Consider the following 19588-nt stretch of genomic DNA (forward strand, 5'->3'; position numbering starts at 1 on the left):
GACGTGATGAAGAAGTACTGGACCGATCTCGGCGCATCGGTCGTCGTGTTCCTCGTGGCGCTGCCGCTGTGCGTGGGCGTGGCGGTGGCGTCCGGGGTGCCGGCCGAACTCGGCATCGTGACCGGCGTGGTCGGTGGCATCGTCGTCGGCCTGCTGCCGGGCAGCACGATGCAGGTGAGCGGACCGGCCGCCGGTCTGACGGTGTTGGTGGCGGACGCCGTCTCCCGGCACGGGATCGCGGCGCTGGGCGTGATCGTGCTCGGCGCCGGCCTGCTGCAGGTGGCGCTGGGCTTAGCCAGGTGCGGACGCTGGTTCCGCGCGATCTCCCCGTCCGTGGTGCAGGGCATGCTCGCGGGCATCGGGCTGGTGCTGATCCTCGGTCAGCTCAGGCACCTGGTCGTGTCGCCGGTCGCACTGGCGCTCGGCCTGCTCACCGTGCTGATCATGCTGCTGTGGCAGCGAAGCCCGATGCGCGTCGTACCGGGCATCCTGGTCGGCGTGGTCGTCTGCACCGGGCTGGCGGCGATGTTCGCCTCGCCGGTCGACCGGATCAACGTCGGCACGTTGTCGTCGGACGTGCACCTGCCCGACTTCTCGTTGCTGAACACCGGGATCATCGGCACGGCGGTCGTGTTCGCGCTCGTCGCGTCCGCCGAGTCGATGTTCAGCGCCGCCGCCGTCGACCGCATGCACGACGGGCCGCGCACGCGCTACAACAAGGAACTGGTCGCGCAGGGCGTGGGCAACACGCTCTGCGGCCTGCTCGGCGCGTTGCCCATGACGGCCGTGATCGTGCGCAGCTCGGCCAACGTGTCGGCCGGAGCCCGGACGAAGGCGTCCAGGGTGCTGCACGGCGTGTGGCTGCTGCTGTTCGTGGTGCTGCTGCCGGGGTTGCTGACGCTCATCCCGATCGCCGTGCTGGCGGCGGTTCTGGTGCACGCGGGGTGGAAGCTGCTCGGGCTGGGCGAGGTCGTCGCGTTGTGGCGCACGGACAAGGCCGAGGGCTTCATCTTCGTCCTCACCGCAGGGCTCATCGTGGGTACTGATCTGCTCACCGGCACCGTGGCCGGCCTGCTGGCAGCGGTCGTCAAGACGGCGTGGGACGTGTCCAGGCTGTCGGTCGTCGTGACGCCGGACGGCGTGGCGTTGCGCGGCAACGCGACGTTCCTGCGGTTGCCCGTGCTGCTGGACGAGCTCGACCGCGTGGACCGGGAGCACGTCCGGATGGACCTGAGCGGGGTCCGGCACCTCGACCAGGCCTGCGGGCAGGCGATCGACCAGTGGGTGGACCAGTCCCGGCGGGCGGGCAGGACCGTGGACCTGGTCGGCAGGTAGGGACAAGGTGCCGCGGCCGCAGGGTCGCGGCACCTCTGCGCTGGGGACGGGAAACTCGTCGGGAAGAGCTGATGAACACTGGGCCGTTCGGGTGTACCGGGCTAACGGCTCTGTGGGAGATGTCGACCCTGCAGATGAACCAGTAGGGGGCGACACATGACCAGCGCAGGCTTCGACGCGAAGTTCCTCGGCACCGCCGCCGGGATTCCCGTCCTCACCGAGCCGGGAGCGGCCGACGCGGTCGAGCTCGACGGCTCGACCACGATCGACTACACGCACTTCTCGCTCGCGATGAGCAAGTCCCGCAAGTTCGCGAGCTGGGTCGCGTGGAACATCGACGGCGGTGAGATGAAGGCGCTGAGCCGCAGCAACATCCCGTTCGTCAAGGACAAGCGCATCCCGGCCGAGTTCCAGACCGGCGACGAGCTGTACCGCGGCAACAGGCTCGACCGCGGCCACCTCGCCCGCCGCGCCGACCTGTGCTGGGGGCCGAAGACCGAGGCGCAGAAGGCGAACAGGGACTCGTTCTTCTTCACGAACATCACGCCGCAGATGGACGACTTCAACCAGAGCACCAAGGAAGGCCTCTGGGGCCGGCTCGAGAACGCGGTGCTCGCGGACGTCGACGTCGACGACCTGAAGGTCAGCGTCTACGGCGGCCCGGTCTTCAACGCCGACGACAGGGTGTTCCGCGGGGTCGCGATCCCGCGCGAGTTCTACAAGGCGATCGCGTTCGTGGTGGACGGCGAGCTGCGCTGCAGCGCGTTCCTGCTCACCCAGAACATCATCCTGGCCGAGGCCCTCGACCTGGACGAGTTCCGGGTGTTCCAGGTATCGCTGACCGAGCTGGAGAAGCGCGTGAGCCTCACCTTCCCGGCCGAGCTGCACGCCGCCGACACCGCGTCGGTGCAGCTGCTGGACGAGACCGAGCGCAAGCCGCTGGACAGCCTCGCCGACATCAGGTGGTGATGATCAGACCGGGCAGGGCCTGACGCAGTTCTTCCAGGCGCGGCAACGACTCCGGCTGGTGCAGCACCAGGCGCTCCAACGCCGGCAGCGCGCGCAGGTCGTCCGCCGCCGGCAGCCCGAACACCTCCAGCGTCGTGATGGTCGGCCACCGCTGCAGCCCCGCCAGCGGGTAGGGCGGGCGGTGGTCGATCGCCAGCTCACGCAACGCGGGCAACGCCGGCAGCGCGTCCAGCCCCTCGTCGGTGGCCGAGTCGCGGATCTGCAGCCGCCGGAGCGTTCCGCCCTCCAGCGACGCCAGATCGACCCGGCTGAAGTGCAGGTGCAGCTCGTCCAGGTCCTTCACCGGCGCCAGGTCGATCCGGCCGAGCGGACGGCACCGGCTCAGGTGCAGCTCCTTCAGGGAGCGCGACAGGCCCAGCGGCGACAGGTCGCGCATGACCTCGTTCTGCCACAGTTCCAGCCGGTGCAGCGACGGCATGGCGCCCAACGGGTCGAGCGGGTTGATGTTGCCGATGCACCGCACGTACCGCAGCTTCTCCAGGTGCATGATGAACTGGATCCGGTGCCAGCCGCGAACGTCCACCCGCCGGTCACCGAAATCCACTTTGGACAGCACGGACCTGGCGTACCTCTCCGCGTCCGGCGTGTTCCGCCACGCCCGCAGCAGCTCGTCGATGACCATCGCGTGGTCCACGGCGACGAACTCCGCGATCCGCTCCCACGCGCCCTCGCCACCGATGTTGGCCAGCGTCCGCACGATGTACGCGGCTTCCTCGGATGCCTCGGGTCCTGGCAGGAGATCGACCACGAACGACCCGGCCTCGGACAACGCGTCGGCGTGCGCGAAGCTCTTCGGCGGGATCAGCGAGGCGGCCGCGGCCGTCACCTGGGCTCGTGCGGTCTCCGGTTCGATCACGTCGGCCTGGTCGAGGCACGCCAGCGCGAGCAGCCGCAGCTTGTCCCGGCCGCGCTCGTCCTTGCGCGTGTCGTCGTTGCCCGCCAGCAGGTCCATCAGCACGCGGGCCCGTTCGCGTGGACGGGCGTGCGCGACCGCCATCACCACGACGTCGTGCCACTCGTCCAGATGTGCCCTGTCCACCAACAGGTTCAGGTCACCGGCGTCCACGACCTCCTTGGCCGCCAGGTAGTCCCGGAACGTCCGGTGCACGAACTGGACGCGCTCCGAGGCCACCTCCCGCAGCAGCCCGGCCCGTTCGAGCAGCCGCTGCATCGCCTCGTCCGGGTCGATGTCGTGCGACCGCAGCCCGCGCATCGCGTTCCCGAGGCGGTGCACGGCCTCCTCGCGCGGCACCATCAACTCCCGGTTGCGCACCAGCGAGTACGCGAACCGTTGCAGCAGAACGAGTTGCTCCTCCTTGGAGAACGACGGCAGCGCGAGCCCGCGGTCCTCGTCCCACCGCACCAGCAGCAGGTCGAGCGCGGCCTCGTACAGCGACCGCCGGTCGCGTGGCAGGTGCATGTTCCGGTCCTGGTGCAACGCGCACAACAGCCCCGCCAGCAACGGACTGGACGCCAGCCGCCGCAGGTCGGGCCGTTTCGCCAGCGTCGCCACCAGCCGCGCCTCGCACTCGGTCAGCCACACCCGCGCGTCCCGCGTCAGCCCCGGCTCGTCGCTGGCGGCGGTGTGCCAGGCCTCCACGAAGTCGCGCACGCCCTTGTCGCTCAACGGCAACAGGTCGAACGCGGCGAAGTCCAGGTCCTCCAGCCAGTCCTCCGGCACCGCGGCCGGCCGGGTCGTGATCGCGTACCGGGCCTGCGGATAGGCGTTGACGAGCTGCTCCAGCCACCGCCGGGCCTCGGCCCGCCGTTCCCACACCAGCTCGTCCACGCCGTCGACGAGGACGAGCGCGCGTCCCTCCCTGAGTCGCGCGGTGACCCATCCGGACGGCTTCTCCTCCTCGATCATCGAGGCCGTCGGCGAGATGAACTCCTCCGGCTTCGGCAGCGTCGTGTACTGCCGCAGCGGCACGAAGAACGGCACCAGTCCGAGCCACTCGTTGCCCGAGGTCCGCGTCTCGCCCAAGGCGTTCATCGCGAGCCAGCGCAGGAACGTCGTCTTGCCCGCGCCCGCACCGCCCCGGATCAGCACCCGGGGCGTGTCCGCGAGCGCCGCCGCCACCGGCAGTCCGGCCCCGGTCAGCTCGTCGGTGTCACCGACGCGCGCCACCGCCAGCGACACGTACGAGGTCTCGAACGACTGCCGCCGCGGCGCCCGGCCGCGCGACACCCCGAACATCTCCAGCCCGCTCAGCGCGTGCGCGACCTGCTCGGCATAACGGTCCTCGAAGTCCCGGTGCGACGCCGTGAGCGCCAGTTGCTGCTGGTCCGCGAGCCGTGCCACGGCATCCGCGGTCGCCCTGCCCATCCGGAACATCTCGACCGCGAGCCGCCGCGCGTACTCCGGCTGCGACCACACCAGCTCCACGACCGCGAGGCACACCCGCAGCAGCAACGCGTCGTAGACCGCCGTCGCCTGGTCGGACAGGCCCGCCGCCCGCCGGATCGTCGCGGACTTCGCCATCACGTGGGCGCGCAACGACTCGGGCGTGAGCATGACCCGCAGCGCCTCTTCGGGACGCAACGGCAGCGCCGCCTCGATGGACTCCCGCACCGCGTCGACCGCGGCCCGCCACTCGTGTTCCTCGACGGTGCTCAGCTCACCGCGCGCGAGCTCGGCACTGACCCGTTCGACCAGCGGTCCCGGCCTGGTCAGCTCGCGCCGGCGCTTCTTGTCCTTGGCGCCCTTGTGCACGATGTCGAAGAGACCGATCAGCACGCGCTCCAGCACGGTCTCGAGCACCATCAGCAGTCCGGCGGAAAACGGGTCGGCCACCGTTCCAGTATCAGCACGTGATCACCGGACCCGAGGAGACTTCACCAGCTGTTCACTCCGGCAGCGCGACCTTGCGGACGTGCCCGATGTCGAACTCCCGGCTCGTGCCGTCCTCGCAGTCCGCGCTCAGCACACCTTCGAGGTGCTTGCTCGGCACGATCACGTGCGTCTCGGTCCGGCGCGGCCCGCTCGCGTACTTGATCTCCACACGGCTCCCGTCGACCAGCGCCGACGACAGCAGCACCACCTCTTCGTCGCGCAGGAAGACGTTCTGGTCGCGCAGCATCCGCGCCGCGTTGGCCCGCGGGGTGCCCCGCCCCGCGCTCGGCCGTTCCTGCTCGACCAGCCGGACCGCGAGCTGGGTCAGCTCCAGGTCGTTCATCTCGGTGCGCCACCACCGCTCCTGGCGGCGCTCGCCCCGAGCCGGCGCCCGCAGCCGTTCGACGGTCTCCACCACCGACTTCTCGCCCGCGTCCAGCCCGGTCGGCGCGTACCCGCACCGGCGTAACGCCGCGAGCGTCTCGGCCATCGGCCGGTCCGACGCCAGCACCGTCGGCGCGAGGAACCGCAGCTTCAGCGAGCCGAGCCGCTTCGACTTCACGATCTCCTGCAGCAGCAGGGGATCCGAGGCCCGCACACAGCTCGCCACGTCCGTCACCGTGAGCTGCCCGTGCCGCCGCGCCACGTCGTGCACCTGGTACTCGATCACCTGCGGCAGCGGCGCCTCCGACACGGCGTTCAGCCGCGCGAGCACCTCGTCTGCCGACAGGCCCGAGTCCAGCGCGCGCCGCACCGAGCCGGCGGACAGCCGCCACACGCGTGCCGCGTCGTTGTCCTCCAGATCCGCCACCAGGTTCAGCGTCGCGCTCAGCTCCGGCGACGGCAGCCCGTTCACGACCGCGGTCATGTCCGTCTGGAACGCGGCCTTCTCCGTCGCCGGCGGCATCAACGCGTCGGCCGCGCTGTCGACGTCACCGTCGTGCAGCACCGCCACCCCCAACGGCGTGAGCGCTCCACCGGCCACCAGGCCCAGCGACTCCATCTCACCGATCACCGCCGCCGTCGCCCGCAGGTCGTGCACGGCGGGGCGTTCCCAGGCCAGGTCCTCGACCAGTTCACCGGTGTTCGTGAAGGCCTCGGTCGCCGAGAACCGCTCCAGCGCACTGCTCCGCAGCGCCAGCCCGGCGGCACCGGTGTAGTCGCGCAACGCCGCCCGCGCGAGGTCCGGCTCCGGCCGCCAGTCCATCCGCCGCCACGCCGCGACCAGCGCCGAGAGCCGCGGCCCCGGCTGCGAGCCGAGCCACGCGTCACCCTGCTTGGTCGGCAGCAGCCGCGACCGTTCCACCCCCAGCAGCTGGGCCTCGGCCGCGAGCTCCAGCCACAGCCGCAGCACGCCGTCCGTGACCCGCAGGGCCCTGGCGACCCGCCGGATCTCGACGGTCGCGACGCCACCGGTGTAGCGGGCGTCGAACGTGTCCTGCTCGCAGTGCGCCAGCAGCCGGGCCACTCCGTCCACAGTGGACATGGCGGCGACGATCGGCGAGATCTCGGACGCCCTGCGCCTGCCGGGGGGCTTCGGTCGCAACGTCAGCTGCCCCTCCGCCGCGCCGTTCGCCCGGACCGAGTTCACCGCGATCAGCCGCGGCCCTTCCGGCCAGGCCAGCGCCCGTTGCTTCAGCTCACCGAACGCCCGCTCGAAGTCGCCGGCCGAGCACCGCAGCTCGGCGCACACCGTGTCGACGGTGCCGGTGTTGTGCTGCGCCACGATCGCGCCGAGCACGTCGAGCGCGCCCTGGTCCAGCGTGTCCTCGGCCGCGTGCACCGAGTCGGAGTCGGTCAGCTGCGTCGCCAGGTCCTTCAACGTCCGGATGTAGCGGTCGGCGACGTCACGGCGGTGCACGAGTATCGCGGCCACCTCGTCCGGCTCGAGTCGGAGGAGCCAGGTCGCGAGCGCGTTGATGCGGCGGGGCATTCACCGGATTATGGCCTGATTGTGTGTTCTCAAACGAATTTTCACGCTCATGGGCGATCCGCCTAGGCTGACTCGGTGACGTTCGACGGTTTCGGCGAGTACGCCATTGACTTCTACGACGGCCTGGTCCTCGACAACTCGAAGGCGTACTGGGACGACAACAAGGAGACCTACCTGCGCGACGTGCGGGCCCCGATGGAGGCACTGATGCTCGCGCTGGAGAAGGAGTTCGGCGAGGGCAAGATCTTCCGCCCGTACCGTGACGTGCGGTTCGCCAAGGACAAGACGCCGTACAAGGACCACTGCGGCGCCGTGATCGAGAAGGGCCGCGGCGGCGGCGCCTACTACGTGCAGCTCAGCCCCGAGGGCCTGATGACCGGCGGCGGCTCGTTCCACATGCAGTCCGACCAGCTCGCCCGCTACCGGGCCTCGGTCGACGCGCACGGCGTCCTGCTGCGCAGGATCGTCGACAGGCTGCTCGGGCAGGGCTGGCAGCTGGCCGGCGACGTGATGAAGTCGAAGCCGCGCGGGTTCGCCGACGACCACCCGCACCTCGACCTGCTCCGGCACCGGTCGATCTACGTGCGCAAAGTCTGGGAGCCGGACGACGTGCTGCACGAGCCGGGCTGCCTCGACCGGGTGCGCAAGTCGTGGAAGCAGCTCAAGGAGTTCAACGCGTGGTGCGAGGACCACGTCGGCGTGAGCGAACAACCGAGGCGATAGCCCAGCCGAGACCGATCCCGAGCACGTCCACCAGCGCGTCCAGCACGTCGCCACTGCGGTGCAGCGGCGTGATCACCTGCTGGAGCACCTCCGAAATGCCTGCGTAGGCCACCAGCCCGAGCAGAATGTGAGGAACTTTCGCGTACAGGCCGGTGAACGCGAGCATGGCGAACAGCACCGTGTGGACCACCTTGTCCGTGCCGGGCGGAGAGCTCGGCACACCTGACTCGGGGGTGAACAACACGACGACGCTGAGCGACGCCGCGATCACGAACGGAAGTACTCGACCCATCGTCAGAACATTACCGAGTGGTAGTTCGGGATCGGTCCAGGAACGGGGTCTACTCTCTCTACACGTGAGTCGACGCGCAAAGATCGTCTGTACCCTCGGTCCCGCCACTGGCACGCCGGAAAAGGTCCGTGACCTGGTAGCAGCCGGTATGGACGTGGCCAGGATGAACTTCAGCCACGGCAGCCATGCCGACCACAAGCAGGTTTACGACATGGTCCGCGCGGCAGCCGACGAGTCCGGCCGCGCCGTGGGCATTCTCGCCGACCTCCAGGGCCCCAAGATCCGCCTCGGTCGTTTCGCCGCGGGTCCGGTGGACTGGAACAACGGCGACGTCGTCCGCATCACCGTCGAGGACGTCGAGGGCACGCACGACCGCGTGTCGACGACGTACAAGGAGCTTGCGAAGGACGCCAAGGTCGGCGACCGCATGCTCGTGGACGACGGCAAGGTCGCGCTCGTGGTGGTCGACGTCGAAGGTTCCGACGTCGTCTGCGAGGTGACCGAGGGCGGACCCGTCAGCAACAACAAGGGCCTCTCGCTGCCCGGCATGGACGTCTCCGTGCCGGCGCTGTCGGAGAAGGACATCGAGGACCTGGAGTTCGCGCTCTCGCTGGGCGTGGACTTCATCGCGCTGTCCTTCGTCCGCTCGCCCGCCGACATCGACCTGGTCCACCAGATCATGGACCGCTCGGGCAGCAAGCGGCTCCCGGTGATCGCGAAGATCGAGAAGCCGGAGGCAGTGGACAACCTCGAGGCCATCGTCCTCGCCTTCGACGGCGTCATGGTCGCCCGCGGTGACCTGGGCGTCGAGCTGCCGCTGGAGCACGTCCCGCTGGTGCAGAAGCGCGCGATCCAGATCGCCCGCGAGAACGCCAAGCCGGTCATCGTCGCGACCCAGATGCTCGACTCGATGATCACCAACTCCCGCCCGACCCGCGCGGAGACGTCCGACGTCGCGAACGCGGTGCTCGACGGCGCGGACGCCCTGATGCTGTCCGGTGAGACCTCGGTCGGCCGCTACGCCATCGAGTCCGTGCAGACCATGGGCCGCATCATCGAGGCCGTCGAGACCGAGTCGGTCGTCGTGCCGCCGCTGACCCACGTCCCGCGCACCAAGCGCGGCGTGATCTCGTACGCGGCCCGCGACATCGGCGAGCGCCTCAACGCCAAGGCCCTGGTCGCGTTCACGCAGTCCGGCGACACGGTCCGCCGCCTGGCCCGCCTGCACACGCACCTGCCGCTGCTGGCGTTCACGCCGGAGCCCTCCGTCCGCTCGCAGCTGTCGCTGACGTGGGGCACCGAGACGTTCCTGGTGCCGAAGGTGGAGTCCACCGACGAGATGGTCCGCCAGGTCGACGTGGCCATGATCGAGATTGGCCGTTACTCCGCCGGCGACCTCATGGTGGTCGTCGCCGGATCGCCTCCCGGCACCATCGGGTCCACCAACCTCATCCGGGTGCACCGCCTGGGCGAGGACGACCACGCCTAGTGCTCCGGCTCTCAGCAAGGCACCGGCCCTGCTCCTTCATACTGGAGGAGCGGGGCCGTCGCCTTGCTGAGATGTTAGGGAGAGTTTCGCTGTGACTGAGGCCGCCCGTGCCGCTGCTACGAGCCCGTCGGGCCTGAGCGGACAATCCGCAGTGGACGACCTGGTCGCGTTGCTCGACCTGGAGCGCATCGAGGAGAACATCTTCCGCGGTGTCTCGCCCGCGGAGTCGCCCCTGCGTGTGTTCGGCGGGCAGGTGGCGGGCCAGGCCCTGGTGGCCGCGGGCCGCACCGTCCCGGTGGAACGCCGGGTGCACTCGCTGCACTCGTACTTCATCAGGCCCGGCGACCCGCGCGTGCCGATCGTGTACGAGGTGGACCGCATCCGCGACGGCCGCTCGTTCACCACCCGCCGCGTCGTGGCCGTGCAGCACGGCAAGGCGATCTTCTCGCTCTCCGCGTCCTTCCAGCTGGAGGAGCAGGGCGTCGAGCACTCGTCGGACATGCCGGACGTGCCGGACCCCGAGTCGCTGCCGACGTGGACCGAGTCCGCCAAGAGCTACCCGCTGGTGAACCTGAAGTTCCCGCGCCCCATCGACGTCCGCTACGTGACCGAGCCGCCGTGGGAGTCCCGTGAGGACGGTCCGGGCCAGGCCGCGTCACGGGTGTGGATGAAGGCCGACGGCAAGCTGCCGGACGACCCGATGCTGCAGCTCTGCGTGATGACCTACGCGTCGGACATGACGCTGCTGGACGGGGTTCTGGCGCGGCACGGCGTTTATTGGGGGCTGGACAAGGTTCTCGGAGCCTCTTTGGACCACGCTATGTGGTTCCACCGGGCGTTTCGTGCCGATGAGTGGTTGTTGTACGACACCACTTCGCCTTCGGCGTCCGGGAATCGTGGGCTGGCTACCGGGCGGTTCTTCACCCGGGATGGGCAGCTGGTGGCGACGGTGGTGCAGGAAGGGCTGATCCGGGTGATCAAGTCGTCGCCCGAAGGGGACTGAGTTCGCAGCTAGTCCGCACGACGTCGCCGGTGGGTAGGCCGAAGGTTCGCCGGCGGCGTCAACGCCCGCGTCTCCACCCGCTCCAGCACCACCGAACTCGTCAGGTTCCGCACCTCCGTCCGCGAAGCGATCTTGTCCATCAGGAACGCCTGCAGGTGCGTGGAGTCGGCAACGGCGATGTGCAGCAGGAAATCGGCCTGCCCGGACACGTGGAAGATCGACCGGGTCTCCGGCTGCGCCATCACGAACGCCCGGAACCCGGCCACCACGGTCCGGGTGTGCGGCCGCACGTTCACCGAGATCACGGCCTCCAGCGGCAGGCCGGTGGTAGCCGGATCCACCACGGCGTGGCACCCCGTGATCACACCGAGGTCGCGCAGTCGCCGCACCCGCTGCAGACAGGAAGAAGGCGCCAGCCCGACGATCTCCGCCAAAGCGCGGTTCGGCAGGGTCGCGTCGTTCTGCAACTCCTCCAGGATGTGCCAGTCGACCGAATCGAGTTCGGCTTGTTCGCGCATAACCGAACATCGTACTGACCTGCTGGAATTGACACGAACAAACCACCGAGGATCAGCGCTATGCACATCGCGTGGACGTCGTTCCTGCTGGCACTCGTGGTGATCACGGTCGTGCCCGGTCCCGACTTCGTACTGGTCATGGGGAACGCGGTCCGCAGCCTCCGCAAGGGCGTCGAGGCGGCCCTTGGCGTGCTCACCGGGCTGCTGATCCACGGGACGCTCGCGACGGTCGGGTTGTCCGCGCTCGTGGCGGCGGCACCGGCGGCGCTGTTGGTCGTGAAGGCGATCGGCGCGCTTTACCTGGCCTACATCGGTTTCATGACGCTCAAAGCGGCCACCAAACCGATCGAGCAGCAGCCGGAGCAGAAGAACGTGTTCCTGCGTGGCATGTTGTGCGATCTGTTGAACCCCAAGGTGATGCTCACGTTCCTGAGCCTCATCCCGCAGGCGATGGACCCGAACGCCGCGCCGCTGCCTCAGGCGGCGGTGCTGAGCGCCGTCACGGTCGGCGTGTTCGCGGTGTTCTGGGTCATCGTGGTGCCGTCCGCGCGTCAGCTCGGCCGGCTGCTGAGCAGGCCCCGGACCCGCGCGGCGTTCGAGCGGGTCTGTGGGACCGCTCTCATCGGGTTGGCTGCGTCAGTTCTCGCTACCTGAGTCCCACGTGACGGACAGCTCGTCGCGCGTTCCGAAGCGGACCAGGTGCCGTTCTACGACGTCGCGCAGGCGTGCCACGTCCTCCTCCGACGTGCACACCACGCGCATGATCAAGCCGTCGTCGGCGGCCTCGAACTCCGCCAGGCCGGCGGAGAAGCGGACGAAGCCGCGGGTGTCCTCCCAGGACCCTTCGAGGTCCTTGGCCGTGAAGTGCTTCACCAGCTGCGATCCGTACCTGGAGGCACGGTCGGTCGCCGAGCGTCCCACGCTCGTGAATTCCGTCATGCAGCCAACTTACGCCTAGCAATACGTACCGGCACGTGACGCGGTTCACCTGCCGAAACGGAGTCTGAGAACACCCTGTGACGTCTCGCGCAAAGGCGCGGAACACGGCAGGCTGTCGCCTATGACGGAAGGCAAAGCACGTATCGCGGTCACCGGTCTTGCCACCATGGGCAGCAACCTCGCGCGCAACCTCGCGCGGCACGGTTTCACAGTGGCAGTGCACAACCGGACGCCCGCGAAGATGAAGGCCCTGCTCGACGAGCACGGCCACGAGGGCGACTTCGTCGGCGCCGAGACGTTGCAGGAACTGGTGGACAGCCTGCAGACGCCGCGCCAGATCATCATCATGGTCAAGGCGGGTGGCCCGACCGACGCCGTCATCGACGAGCTGAGCGGGCTCCTGGAGCCCGGCGACATGGTCATCGACGGCGGCAACGCCCACTTCAACGACACGCGCCGCCGTGAGGCCGCGCTGAAGGAGAAGGGGCTGCTGTTCGTCGGCGCCGGCATCTCCGGTGGCGAGGAGGGCGCGCTCAACGGGCCCAGCATCATGCCGGGCGGTCCCGCGGAGTCGTACAAGCACGTCGGGCCGGTCTTCGAGGAGATCGCGGCCAAGGTGGACGGTCAGCCGTGCTGCGTGCACGTCGGGCCGGACGGCGCCGGGCACTTCGTGAAGATGGTGCACAACGGCATCGAGTACGCCGACATGCAGCTGATCGCCGAGGCGTACGACCTGCTGAGCCGCATCGGCGGGCAGTCGCCGGCCGAGATCTCCGAGGTCTTCACGCAGTGGAACTCGGGCGACCTGGAGTCGTACCTGGTCGAGATCACCGCCGAGGTCCTCAAGCACGTCGACGCCGACGGCACGCCGCTCGTCCACGTCATCGAGGACGCGGCGGAGCAGAAGGGCACCGGCCGCTGGACCGTGCAGGAGGCGCTGGAACTGGGCGTCCCGGTCACCGGCATCGCCGAGGCCGTCTTCGCCCGCAGCCTGAGCGGCCACACCGAGCAGCGCAAGGCCGTGCGGGACGCGTTCGGTGCCAGCGAGGTCGTCGCGAAGCCGGACGCCGAACTGGTCGACGACGTGCGCCAGGCGCTCTACGCGTCGAAGGTCGTCGCGTACGCGCAGGGCTTCGACATGATGCGCGAGGCGTCGAAGAACTTCGGCTGGGACATCGACCTCGGTGCGATGGCGACGATCTGGCGTGGTGGCTGCATCATCCGCGCGCAGTTCCTCAACCGCATCCGTGAGGCGTACGACGCGAACGCGGACATCGCGTCTCTTCTGGTGGACGACTACTTCCGCGACGCGGTGCAGAATGCCGAGGCCGCTTGGCGCAGGGTCGTGGTCCGTGCGGTCGAGTCCGGCGTGCCGACGCCGGGCTTCGTGTCCGCTTTGGCCTACTACGACGGACTTCGCTCCGAACGACTGCCCGCCGCGCTCGTGCAGGGACAGCGGGACTTCTTCGGGGCGCACACGTACCGGCGCACCGACAGGCCCGGTAGCTTCCACACGTTGTGGTCGGGTGATCGATCAGAGGTGGAAGCGTGAAGTTTCGAGTTCTGGGGGCGGTCGTCGCTGTGGCGGCAGGGTTTTCCCTGACGTCCAGCGGCGGTGCCGTGGCGGTCGGCAACGAGACCCTCACGGCTGATCTCGACAAGATCCTGGCCGACAACGCGCTCAAGGGCGCGGACGTCGGCCTGGTCGTGCGGGACGCCGGTTCCGGCGAAGTGATCTACACCAGGCAGAGCGGCAGGCGTTCCCAGGTGGCGTCGAACATGAAGCTGCTCACCACGACGACGGCGCTGGACCTGCTGGGCCCGGACTTCCGCTGGAAGACCGAGCTCGTGTCGAGCGGCACGAAGTCCGGGGCGGTGCTCAAGGGCGACCTGGCGCTGCGCGGTGGCGGCGACCCGACGATGTCCCGGCTCCGCTACCAGCAGCTCGCGGACACGTTGAAGGCCAGCGGTGTCACCACCGTCAACGGCGCGTTGGTCATCGACGACACGAAGTTCGACGCGCAGCCGTACGGCACCGGCTGGGCGTGGGATGACGAGCCGTTCTCCTACAGCGCGGAGACGTCGGCGCTCACGCTCTCGCCGGACGCGAAGTTCAGCGCGGGCACGGTGGTCGTGCGCGTCAAGCCGGGTGCCGCGGCGGGCGCCCCGGCCGTCGTCACGACCGAACCGGCGAACGACCACGTGCAGGTCGTGTCCACGGCGACGACCGGCAACGCCGGCCTCTTCGTGGAACGCGAGCACGGCACGAACCGGATCATCGTCAGCGGGTCGACGTCCGTCGAGACCACCAGGCTCTCGTCGGTCAAGGATCCGACGGGGCTCGTGACGTCGGTGTTCCAGAAGGCGTTGCAGGCCAGCGGGATCACCGTCACCGGCGGTGTGAAGCGGCAGAAGGCGCCGGCCGATGCCACCGTCCTCGCGACCGACACGTCGATGACGCTGCGCGAGCTGAACGTGCCGTTGCTCAAGGACAGCAACAACATGCTGGCCGAGGTGCTGGTCAAGACCGCGGGTGGCTCGTTCACCAACGGCATCAACCAGCTCAGCACCAAGTGGTCCGGTCTGGGCGTCGACCCGAACGCGGTCGAGGTCTTCGACGGCTCCGGCATGTCCCGGCTCGACCAGTTCTCCCCGGACGACCTCACGTCGGTGCTGATCAAGGCGAGGGCCAGGCCGTGGTTCTCCGCGTGGCAGGCCTCGCTGCCCGTCGCCGGTGTCGACGGCACGCTGGTCAACCGCATGAGGAACACCCCGGCGGCGGGCAACGTGAAGGCCAAGACCGGGTCCCTCTCGGGTGTCTCGGGCCTGGCGGGCTACGTGCGCACCGCTGCGGGTCGTGACCTCGTGTTCTCGGTGGTGCAGAACAACGTCCTGCTCTTCAACAACCCGAAGAACATCGAGGACAGGATCGCCGTGCGGCTGGCCGCGGAGGGCGGCACGGTCTCGCCCCAGGTCCAGTCGGTGCCGCAGCAGCGCAAGGTTCCCGCCCAGGAACGCTTCGACGTGGAGTGCTCCTGGATCGGCACCTGCTAGCAGAACGTCCCCAGTGGAGCCGCCCCGAGTCTTTTCGGGGCGGCTCCTCGTTTTCTATGCCGGCGACGGCACGGGTTCGAGCCCGTTGCGGTCCGCGTCCACCAGGTACATGCGGGCGTTCGAGATGTCGAAGTACATGCCCTTCAACGTGAGCGTGCCCGCCACGATCGCCTCCCGCACGCTCGGGTAGCCGAGCAGGTTGTCCAGCTGCTGCGCGACGTTCGCGACCGCGAGCCGGTCCGCCACCGGCAGGTCCGCGCAGCCGGGCGCCGTCGGCGCGTGGAACCTGATAAGCGACGGTTCGGCGTGGCGCAGCCACGAGCGCAGGTGCGATCCGCGCGGCGCGGACCCGCTGACCAACGCCTTCATCGCGCCGCAGTCGGAGTGTCCACACACGACGATCGTGCTGACGTTCAGGATCTCCACGGCGTACTCGACGGCAGCCCCGACCGACCTGTCGTCCGCGGACCACATCGGCACCAGGTTGCCGATGTTGCGCACGCAGAAGAGGTCACCCGGCCCGGACGTGGTGATCAGGTTCGGCACCACGCGGGAGTCCGCACACGTGATGAACAACTGCTGGGGACGCTGTCCGCGCATCGCCAGTTCGTGCAGGAACGGCCGCACCAACGGCGCGGAGCGGCGTTCGAACTCGCGCATCCCGAGCAGCATCGGGTCGCTTTCCGCCGAGGCGCGCTGGGCCGGCAACGTCACGGCGTCGGGCGTGCCCTGCCAGTGCGACCACGGCGCGAACCAGCGCGGCAGCGGGCCGGGCAACGTCTTGCGCCGCCCCGGTTTGCCCTGGTTCGCCCGGTCGAACCAGGTGTCGTGCACCTCGTCGACCCGCACCCGGCCACCGAGCCGTTCGTAGCCCTCGCGCCAGTCGTTGATCGCCTCGTAGGACGCGTGGTCCAGGTAGTCGACGTGCAGCTCCAGCACGACGGTCTCGCCCTGCGGCATCCCGCGCAGCTCGCGCACGAGCCGTCCGACTCCCAGGAACACCAACGATCCCCGCACGCACACCCGGTTGCCCTCGACGCGCACCGAGCAGTGCGTCAACCGGTACAGCGCACGCAGCAGCGCGACGACGAGCCCGGCGACCACGCCTTCCAGCAGTCCGAAGAGGACGACACCGAGGACGGTCGCGGCGTAGACCATGAACTCCCTGTGCCGCAGCAGGTTCCGCATCCGCTGGAGTGACACGAGCTTGAGCCCGACGACGAACAGCACGCCCGCCAGCGCGGACAACGGGATCAGCTCCAGGGCGGGGGTGAACGCCAGCACGGCCACCGCGATCCACACACCCTGGAAGATCGCGGCGTACCGGGTCTTGGCGCCCGCCGCGACGTTCGTGGAGCTGCGCGCCAGGCCGCCGCTGATCGGGAACCCGCCCAGCGCGCCCGCGAGCACGTTGCCGGTGCCCTGCGCGATGAGTTCCTTGTCCAGCCGGGCGCGCGGCCCGTCGTGCAGCCGGTCCGTGGCGACGGCGGACAGCAACGACTCCATGCTCGCCACCAGCGCGACCGTGACGATGGCCATGACCACCGTGCCGGCGTTGCCCTGTGGCATCTCCGGGAACGTCAGCGCGTGGCTGTCCGGCAGGTCGACGTGGGCGACGTCGAGGCGCAGCACGAACGCCAGCGCGGTCGCCAGAACCACGGCCACCAGTGGCGCGGGGACCAGCGAGGCGCGCGGAACTCGCGGCCACACCAGCAGAACCGCGATCGCCACCGCACCGGCGATCACCGAGCCCAGCGAGGCGCCGGCCAGTTCTGCCGGCAGCAGGGCGAGGTTCGCGGGCACGGACGACGCCGCCGTGCCGCCCAGCACCACCACGAGTTGCCCGGCGGCGATCGAGACGCCGATGCCCGCGAGCATGCCGTGCACGACGGCGGGGGACAGCGACATCACCACGCGGCTGATCCCGGTGAGCCCCAGCGCCAGTTGCAGCACGCCCGCGGCCAGCGTGATCGCCGCGGTGGCCGCCCACCCGAACTGCGCCACCAGCCCGGCGACGATGACCACGAGCCCGGTGCCCGGACCGCTGATCTGCAACGGTGCCCCGCTGATCGCGCCGACGACCACGCCGCCGATGACCGCGGAGATGATTCCCGCCATCAACGGCGCGCCCGTGGCGTGCGCGATGCCGAGCGACAGCGGGATGGAGATGAGGAACAGCACGAAGCTCGCGGGCAGGTCGTGCTTCAGGATCAGCGGAGGACCGTGCGGGGTGTGCTCGCCGGCGTTGGACCTGGGCAGATGGTTCACGGGTTTCCCTTTGCTGGATAGCGGCATAGCCCTGTGCGACGGAGGCACAGGGCGGGGAGGGGAACTGCGAAGGGTTGCGCTCTAGAGGTGCGCTAAGGGCAGCATGGGGCGCGGCCGGACGGCATCGAGCTCGTCGGCGCGGTCATGCGGGGTCGGCACGGGAACACCTCCGTGTCGGCACAGGCATCGAGGGTCGGGATCAGGCCGCGTCGACGTCCATGATGAGGCCGGAATCGCTGCGGTGGCAGATCTTTCAGCCAACCGTGTTGATCTTGACCGGCACTGTCACGCGAGGTGATGACCTAGTGCCGGTCGCGGCACTGGCAGGGCCGGCTCCGGTCGGGGGGTGCGGAGCCGGCCCAGGTCGGGACGGAACTGAAGAACTATCGAGTTCCGGAAATTCAGCCTACCGAGCGCAGATGCTTGCCGTGTGAAGTCTCCTGGCCGACGACGGTCAGGATCAGCTGCGCCGAGAGGTAAGCACGGCACGGTGCGGGCATCCGCCGTGAGAACCAGCCGCGCTTGCAGGTCGCGCACCGGCCGTGCTCGTCGGGCTGGTGCTCGTCGAGCAACGCCTTCACCACCGCGACCACCCTCGGCAACTCAACCCTGGCGAGTACGAGAGCGGTCTGGTCGTCGCCGCGTTCGGCGAGGTCGGTGAGTGTGGCCAGGTGCGAGTGCAGCGACTTGTCCAGTTGGCTGAACACCGTGACGGCCATCAGGCTCAGAGCTCCAGTCCCTACGTAAGCAGCCCATGCAGACTGTCGCGCCGAACCTGCGATCTGCAAGTTGCAGTACACGAATGGATGACGTCTCTTTGCGACGCGCTGGTTTGCTCTCAAACTGGGAACGACCAGGAGGTGTGGGATGTCACGGGGCAGCAGCCCGACTCTGCGCAAGCGCCGGCTCGTGAGCGAGCTTCGGAGGCTGCGCGAGGTGGCCGGGCTGACGATCGAGGAGGTGGGCGAGCGCCTCGAGTGCTCGGCTTCCAAGATCAGCCGCATCGAGACGGGGCGGGTGGGGGTGAGCCCGCGTGACGTGCGGGACATGCTCAGCGCCTACGACGCGGACGTCGCCACCCTCGAAGAACTGGTCCAGCTGGCAAGGGAAGCCCGTCGCAAGGCGTGGTGGGACGAGTTCGGCGACATCGTGCCCGGTCGATACGTGGGGTACGAGGCCGACGCGGACTCGATCAGGACCTACCAGGGGCTGATGATCCCGGGCCTGCTGCAGTGCGAGGCGTACACGAGGGCGTTGATCTCACAGGTGCTGCCGGACGCGCGCACCGCCGAGATCGACCGGCGCGTCCGGTTGCGCAAGGCCAGGCAGGCCTTGCTGAGTGAGGACGACCCGTTGCGCCTGCACGTCGTGATCGACGAAGCCGCCCTGCGCCGGCTCGTCGGCGGCGTCGAGGTGATGCGCGCGCAGATGGCGCGTCTTCTCGAAGTCGGTGCTTTGCCGAACGTCACGATGCAGGTCGTGCCGTTCAGCGCCGGTGGTCATGCCGCGATGGACGGCCCGTTCGTCATCCTGAGCTTTCCCGAGCGGCTCGACCCCGACGTGGTGTACATCGAAAGCACCAGAAGCGGCGTCTACCTGGAACAACAGTCGGACGTCCATTCCTACGCCGAGATGTTCGAGCGTCTCGTGAGTTCCGCCCAGACCCCGCGGGAATCGGCAACCCTGATTCGTGAGATCGCTCGCACTCTCGCGTGACAGCGACCGGGAGTGAACAGAGTGGAAAGCTTGCGTTGGCGCAAGAGCAGCAGGTCGTCGGCCGGTGGGCCCGATTGCGTGGAGATCGCGCTCGTCCCAGCCGGCGCCGCGGTCCGTGACAGCAAGAACGCGGACGGAGCGCGGCTGGAGTTCGGCGACGGGGGATGGGACACCTTCCTCGCCGCCGCGAAGATCGGCTCTTTCGTCAGCTGATCGGCAGGTACGGCAGAAGGCCCTGGCTGGATGATCCAGCCAGGGCCTTCGCGCGTAAGGGGACGTGGGCCGGCCGGCGTTCCGCCGCCGCGGGCTGGATGCCCCTTGCACGCCGGCCGACCCACGTCGATCATGGGGAGCAGCGGAGGTTCCGCTGTCCGGTCCAACCTGTGCCGACTCGCGGATCTCCGGTTTCCGTTGATCTCGCCGTCTGTGGTTGGTTGGACACGCTAAGCGTAAGAA

Annotated in this window: 17 protein-coding genes; 10 read left to right on the forward strand and 7 right to left on the reverse strand. The window is 69.2% G+C overall.

Going from position 1 to position 19588, the window contains the following annotated elements; translation table 11 throughout:
* Positions 1-6: 6 nt before the first annotated feature.
* A complete protein-coding gene (locus BLR21_RS27295) occupies positions 7-1335 on the forward strand; it encodes a SulP family inorganic anion transporter (protein ID WP_090009881.1) in 1329 nt (442 codons plus the stop codon).
* A 156-nt stretch (positions 1336-1491) separates the two neighbouring features.
* Positions 1492-2304, forward strand: a complete 813-nt coding sequence (locus BLR21_RS27300) for a DNA/RNA non-specific endonuclease (protein WP_090009884.1) — start codon at positions 1492-1494, stop codon at positions 2302-2304.
* Here the strand turns inward: BLR21_RS27300 and BLR21_RS27305 are convergent.
* Together BLR21_RS27305 and BLR21_RS27310 are read right to left on the reverse strand one after the other, a co-directional pair.
* Positions 2294-5158, reverse strand: coding sequence for an NACHT domain-containing protein (locus tag BLR21_RS27305; RefSeq protein WP_090009887.1), 2865 nt, complete (start codon positions 5156-5158; stop codon positions 2294-2296). The two genes, BLR21_RS27300 and BLR21_RS27305, sit on opposite strands and share 11 nt — an antisense overlap.
* 52 nt (positions 5159-5210) lie before the next feature.
* Positions 5211-7130: a helicase-associated domain-containing protein gene (locus BLR21_RS27310; RefSeq protein ID WP_090009890.1), complete on the reverse strand. Its 1920-nt coding sequence runs from the start codon at positions 7128-7130 to the stop codon at positions 5211-5213.
* A gap of 75 nt (positions 7131-7205) precedes the next feature.
* Here BLR21_RS27310 and BLR21_RS27315 point away from each other — a divergent pair, with 75 nt between their 5' ends.
* Complete coding sequence (locus tag BLR21_RS27315) at positions 7206-7853, forward strand: DUF2461 domain-containing protein (protein WP_090009894.1); 648 nt, start codon at positions 7206-7208, stop codon at positions 7851-7853.
* On the opposite strand, the gene BLR21_RS27320 is transcribed toward BLR21_RS27315, so the two are convergent.
* Complete coding sequence (locus BLR21_RS27320; protein ID WP_090009897.1) at positions 7801-8145, reverse strand: VanZ family protein; 345 nt, start codon at positions 8143-8145, stop codon at positions 7801-7803. The genes BLR21_RS27315 and BLR21_RS27320 overlap by 53 nt on opposite strands.
* A gap of 64 nt (positions 8146-8209) precedes the next feature.
* Here BLR21_RS27320 and pyk point away from each other — a divergent pair, with 64 nt between their 5' ends.
* Complete coding sequence (gene pyk / locus BLR21_RS27325; protein ID WP_090009900.1) at positions 8210-9634, forward strand: pyruvate kinase; 1425 nt, start codon at positions 8210-8212, stop codon at positions 9632-9634.
* Between the two features lie 91 nt (positions 9635-9725).
* The gene (tesB, locus tag BLR21_RS27330) at positions 9726-10637 is read left to right on the forward strand and encodes an acyl-CoA thioesterase II (RefSeq protein WP_090009903.1); all 912 of its coding nucleotides are present in this window, start codon (positions 9726-9728) and stop codon (positions 10635-10637) included.
* Positions 10638-10645: 8 nt separating this feature from the next.
* Here tesB and BLR21_RS27335 read toward each other — a convergent pair whose 3' ends face one another.
* Positions 10646-11155: an Lrp/AsnC family transcriptional regulator gene (locus BLR21_RS27335; protein ID WP_090009907.1), complete on the reverse strand. Its 510-nt coding sequence runs from the start codon at positions 11153-11155 to the stop codon at positions 10646-10648.
* Positions 11156-11215: 60 nt separating this feature from the next.
* On the opposite strand from BLR21_RS27335, the gene BLR21_RS27340 reads away from it, so the two are divergent.
* Complete coding sequence (locus BLR21_RS27340; protein WP_090009909.1) at positions 11216-11809, forward strand: LysE family translocator; 594 nt, start codon at positions 11216-11218, stop codon at positions 11807-11809.
* Here the strand turns inward: BLR21_RS27340 and BLR21_RS27345 are convergent.
* Complete coding sequence (locus BLR21_RS27345; RefSeq protein WP_090009912.1) at positions 11792-12094, reverse strand: DUF2218 domain-containing protein; 303 nt, start codon at positions 12092-12094, stop codon at positions 11792-11794. The genes BLR21_RS27340 and BLR21_RS27345 overlap by 18 nt on opposite strands.
* A 121-nt stretch (positions 12095-12215) precedes the next feature.
* Here BLR21_RS27345 and gndA point away from each other — a divergent pair, with 121 nt between their 5' ends.
* Both gndA and dacB read left to right on the forward strand, forming a co-directional pair.
* Positions 12216-13646 (forward strand): NADP-dependent phosphogluconate dehydrogenase, encoded by a 1431-nt coding sequence (gene gndA / locus BLR21_RS27350; RefSeq protein ID WP_090009914.1) that lies wholly within the window; start codon positions 12216-12218, stop codon positions 13644-13646.
* Positions 13643-15148, forward strand: coding sequence for a D-alanyl-D-alanine carboxypeptidase/D-alanyl-D-alanine endopeptidase (gene dacB / locus BLR21_RS27355; RefSeq protein ID WP_176929809.1), 1506 nt, complete (start codon positions 13643-13645; stop codon positions 15146-15148). Before gndA ends, dacB begins: the two co-directional genes overlap by 4 nt.
* A gap of 54 nt (positions 15149-15202) precedes the next feature.
* On the opposite strand, the gene BLR21_RS27360 is transcribed toward dacB, so the two are convergent.
* Both BLR21_RS27360 and BLR21_RS27365 read right to left on the reverse strand, forming a co-directional pair.
* Positions 15203-17416: a SulP family inorganic anion transporter gene (locus tag BLR21_RS27360; protein WP_256334965.1), complete on the reverse strand. Its 2214-nt coding sequence runs from the start codon at positions 17414-17416 to the stop codon at positions 15203-15205.
* A 401-nt stretch (positions 17417-17817) separates the two neighbouring features.
* Entirely contained in the window at positions 17818-18135 is a 318-nt protein-coding gene (locus tag BLR21_RS27365) for a hypothetical protein (protein ID WP_089917134.1), read from the reverse strand.
* A gap of 148 nt (positions 18136-18283) precedes the next feature.
* Between BLR21_RS27365 and BLR21_RS27370 the strand changes: the two genes are divergently transcribed.
* Both BLR21_RS27370 and BLR21_RS27375 read left to right on the forward strand, forming a co-directional pair.
* A complete protein-coding gene (locus tag BLR21_RS27370) occupies positions 18284-19132 on the forward strand; it encodes a helix-turn-helix domain-containing protein (RefSeq protein WP_090009923.1) in 849 nt (282 codons plus the stop codon).
* Between the two features lie 21 nt (positions 19133-19153).
* Complete coding sequence (locus BLR21_RS27375) at positions 19154-19345, forward strand: DUF397 domain-containing protein (RefSeq protein ID WP_090009929.1); 192 nt, start codon at positions 19154-19156, stop codon at positions 19343-19345.
* The last annotated feature ends 243 nt before the right edge of the window (positions 19346-19588 follow it).

It is taken from the genome of Lentzea albidocapillata subsp. violacea (assembly GCF_900100275.1).
GTDB lineage: Bacteria > Actinomycetota > Actinomycetes > Mycobacteriales > Pseudonocardiaceae > Lentzea > Lentzea violacea.

Coding starts and splice junctions, on each gene's coding strand:
- BLR21_RS27320 (WP_090009897.1), bottom strand. CDS start 8,145: ATGGGTCGAGTACTTCCGTTCGTGATCGCGGCGTCGCTCAGCGTCGTC.
- BLR21_RS27295 (WP_090009881.1), top strand. CDS start 7: ATGAAGAAGTACTGGACCGATCTCGGCGCATCGGTCGTCGTGTTCCTC.
- BLR21_RS27365 (WP_089917134.1), bottom strand. CDS start 18,135: ATGGCCGTCACGGTGTTCAGCCAACTGGACAAGTCGCTGCACTCGCAC.
- BLR21_RS27310 (WP_090009890.1), bottom strand. CDS start 7,130: ATGCCCCGCCGCATCAACGCGCTCGCGACCTGGCTCCTCCGACTCGAG.
- BLR21_RS27370 (WP_090009923.1), top strand. CDS start 18,284: ATGTCACGGGGCAGCAGCCCGACTCTGCGCAAGCGCCGGCTCGTGAGC.
- BLR21_RS27345 (WP_090009912.1), bottom strand. CDS start 12,094: ATGACGGAATTCACGAGCGTGGGACGCTCGGCGACCGACCGTGCCTCC.
- BLR21_RS27340 (WP_090009909.1), top strand. CDS start 11,216: ATGCACATCGCGTGGACGTCGTTCCTGCTGGCACTCGTGGTGATCACG.
- BLR21_RS27300 (WP_090009884.1), top strand. CDS start 1,492: ATGACCAGCGCAGGCTTCGACGCGAAGTTCCTCGGCACCGCCGCCGGG.
- gndA (WP_090009914.1), top strand. CDS start 12,216: ATGACGGAAGGCAAAGCACGTATCGCGGTCACCGGTCTTGCCACCATG.
- BLR21_RS27335 (WP_090009907.1), bottom strand. CDS start 11,155: ATGCGCGAACAAGCCGAACTCGATTCGGTCGACTGGCACATCCTGGAG.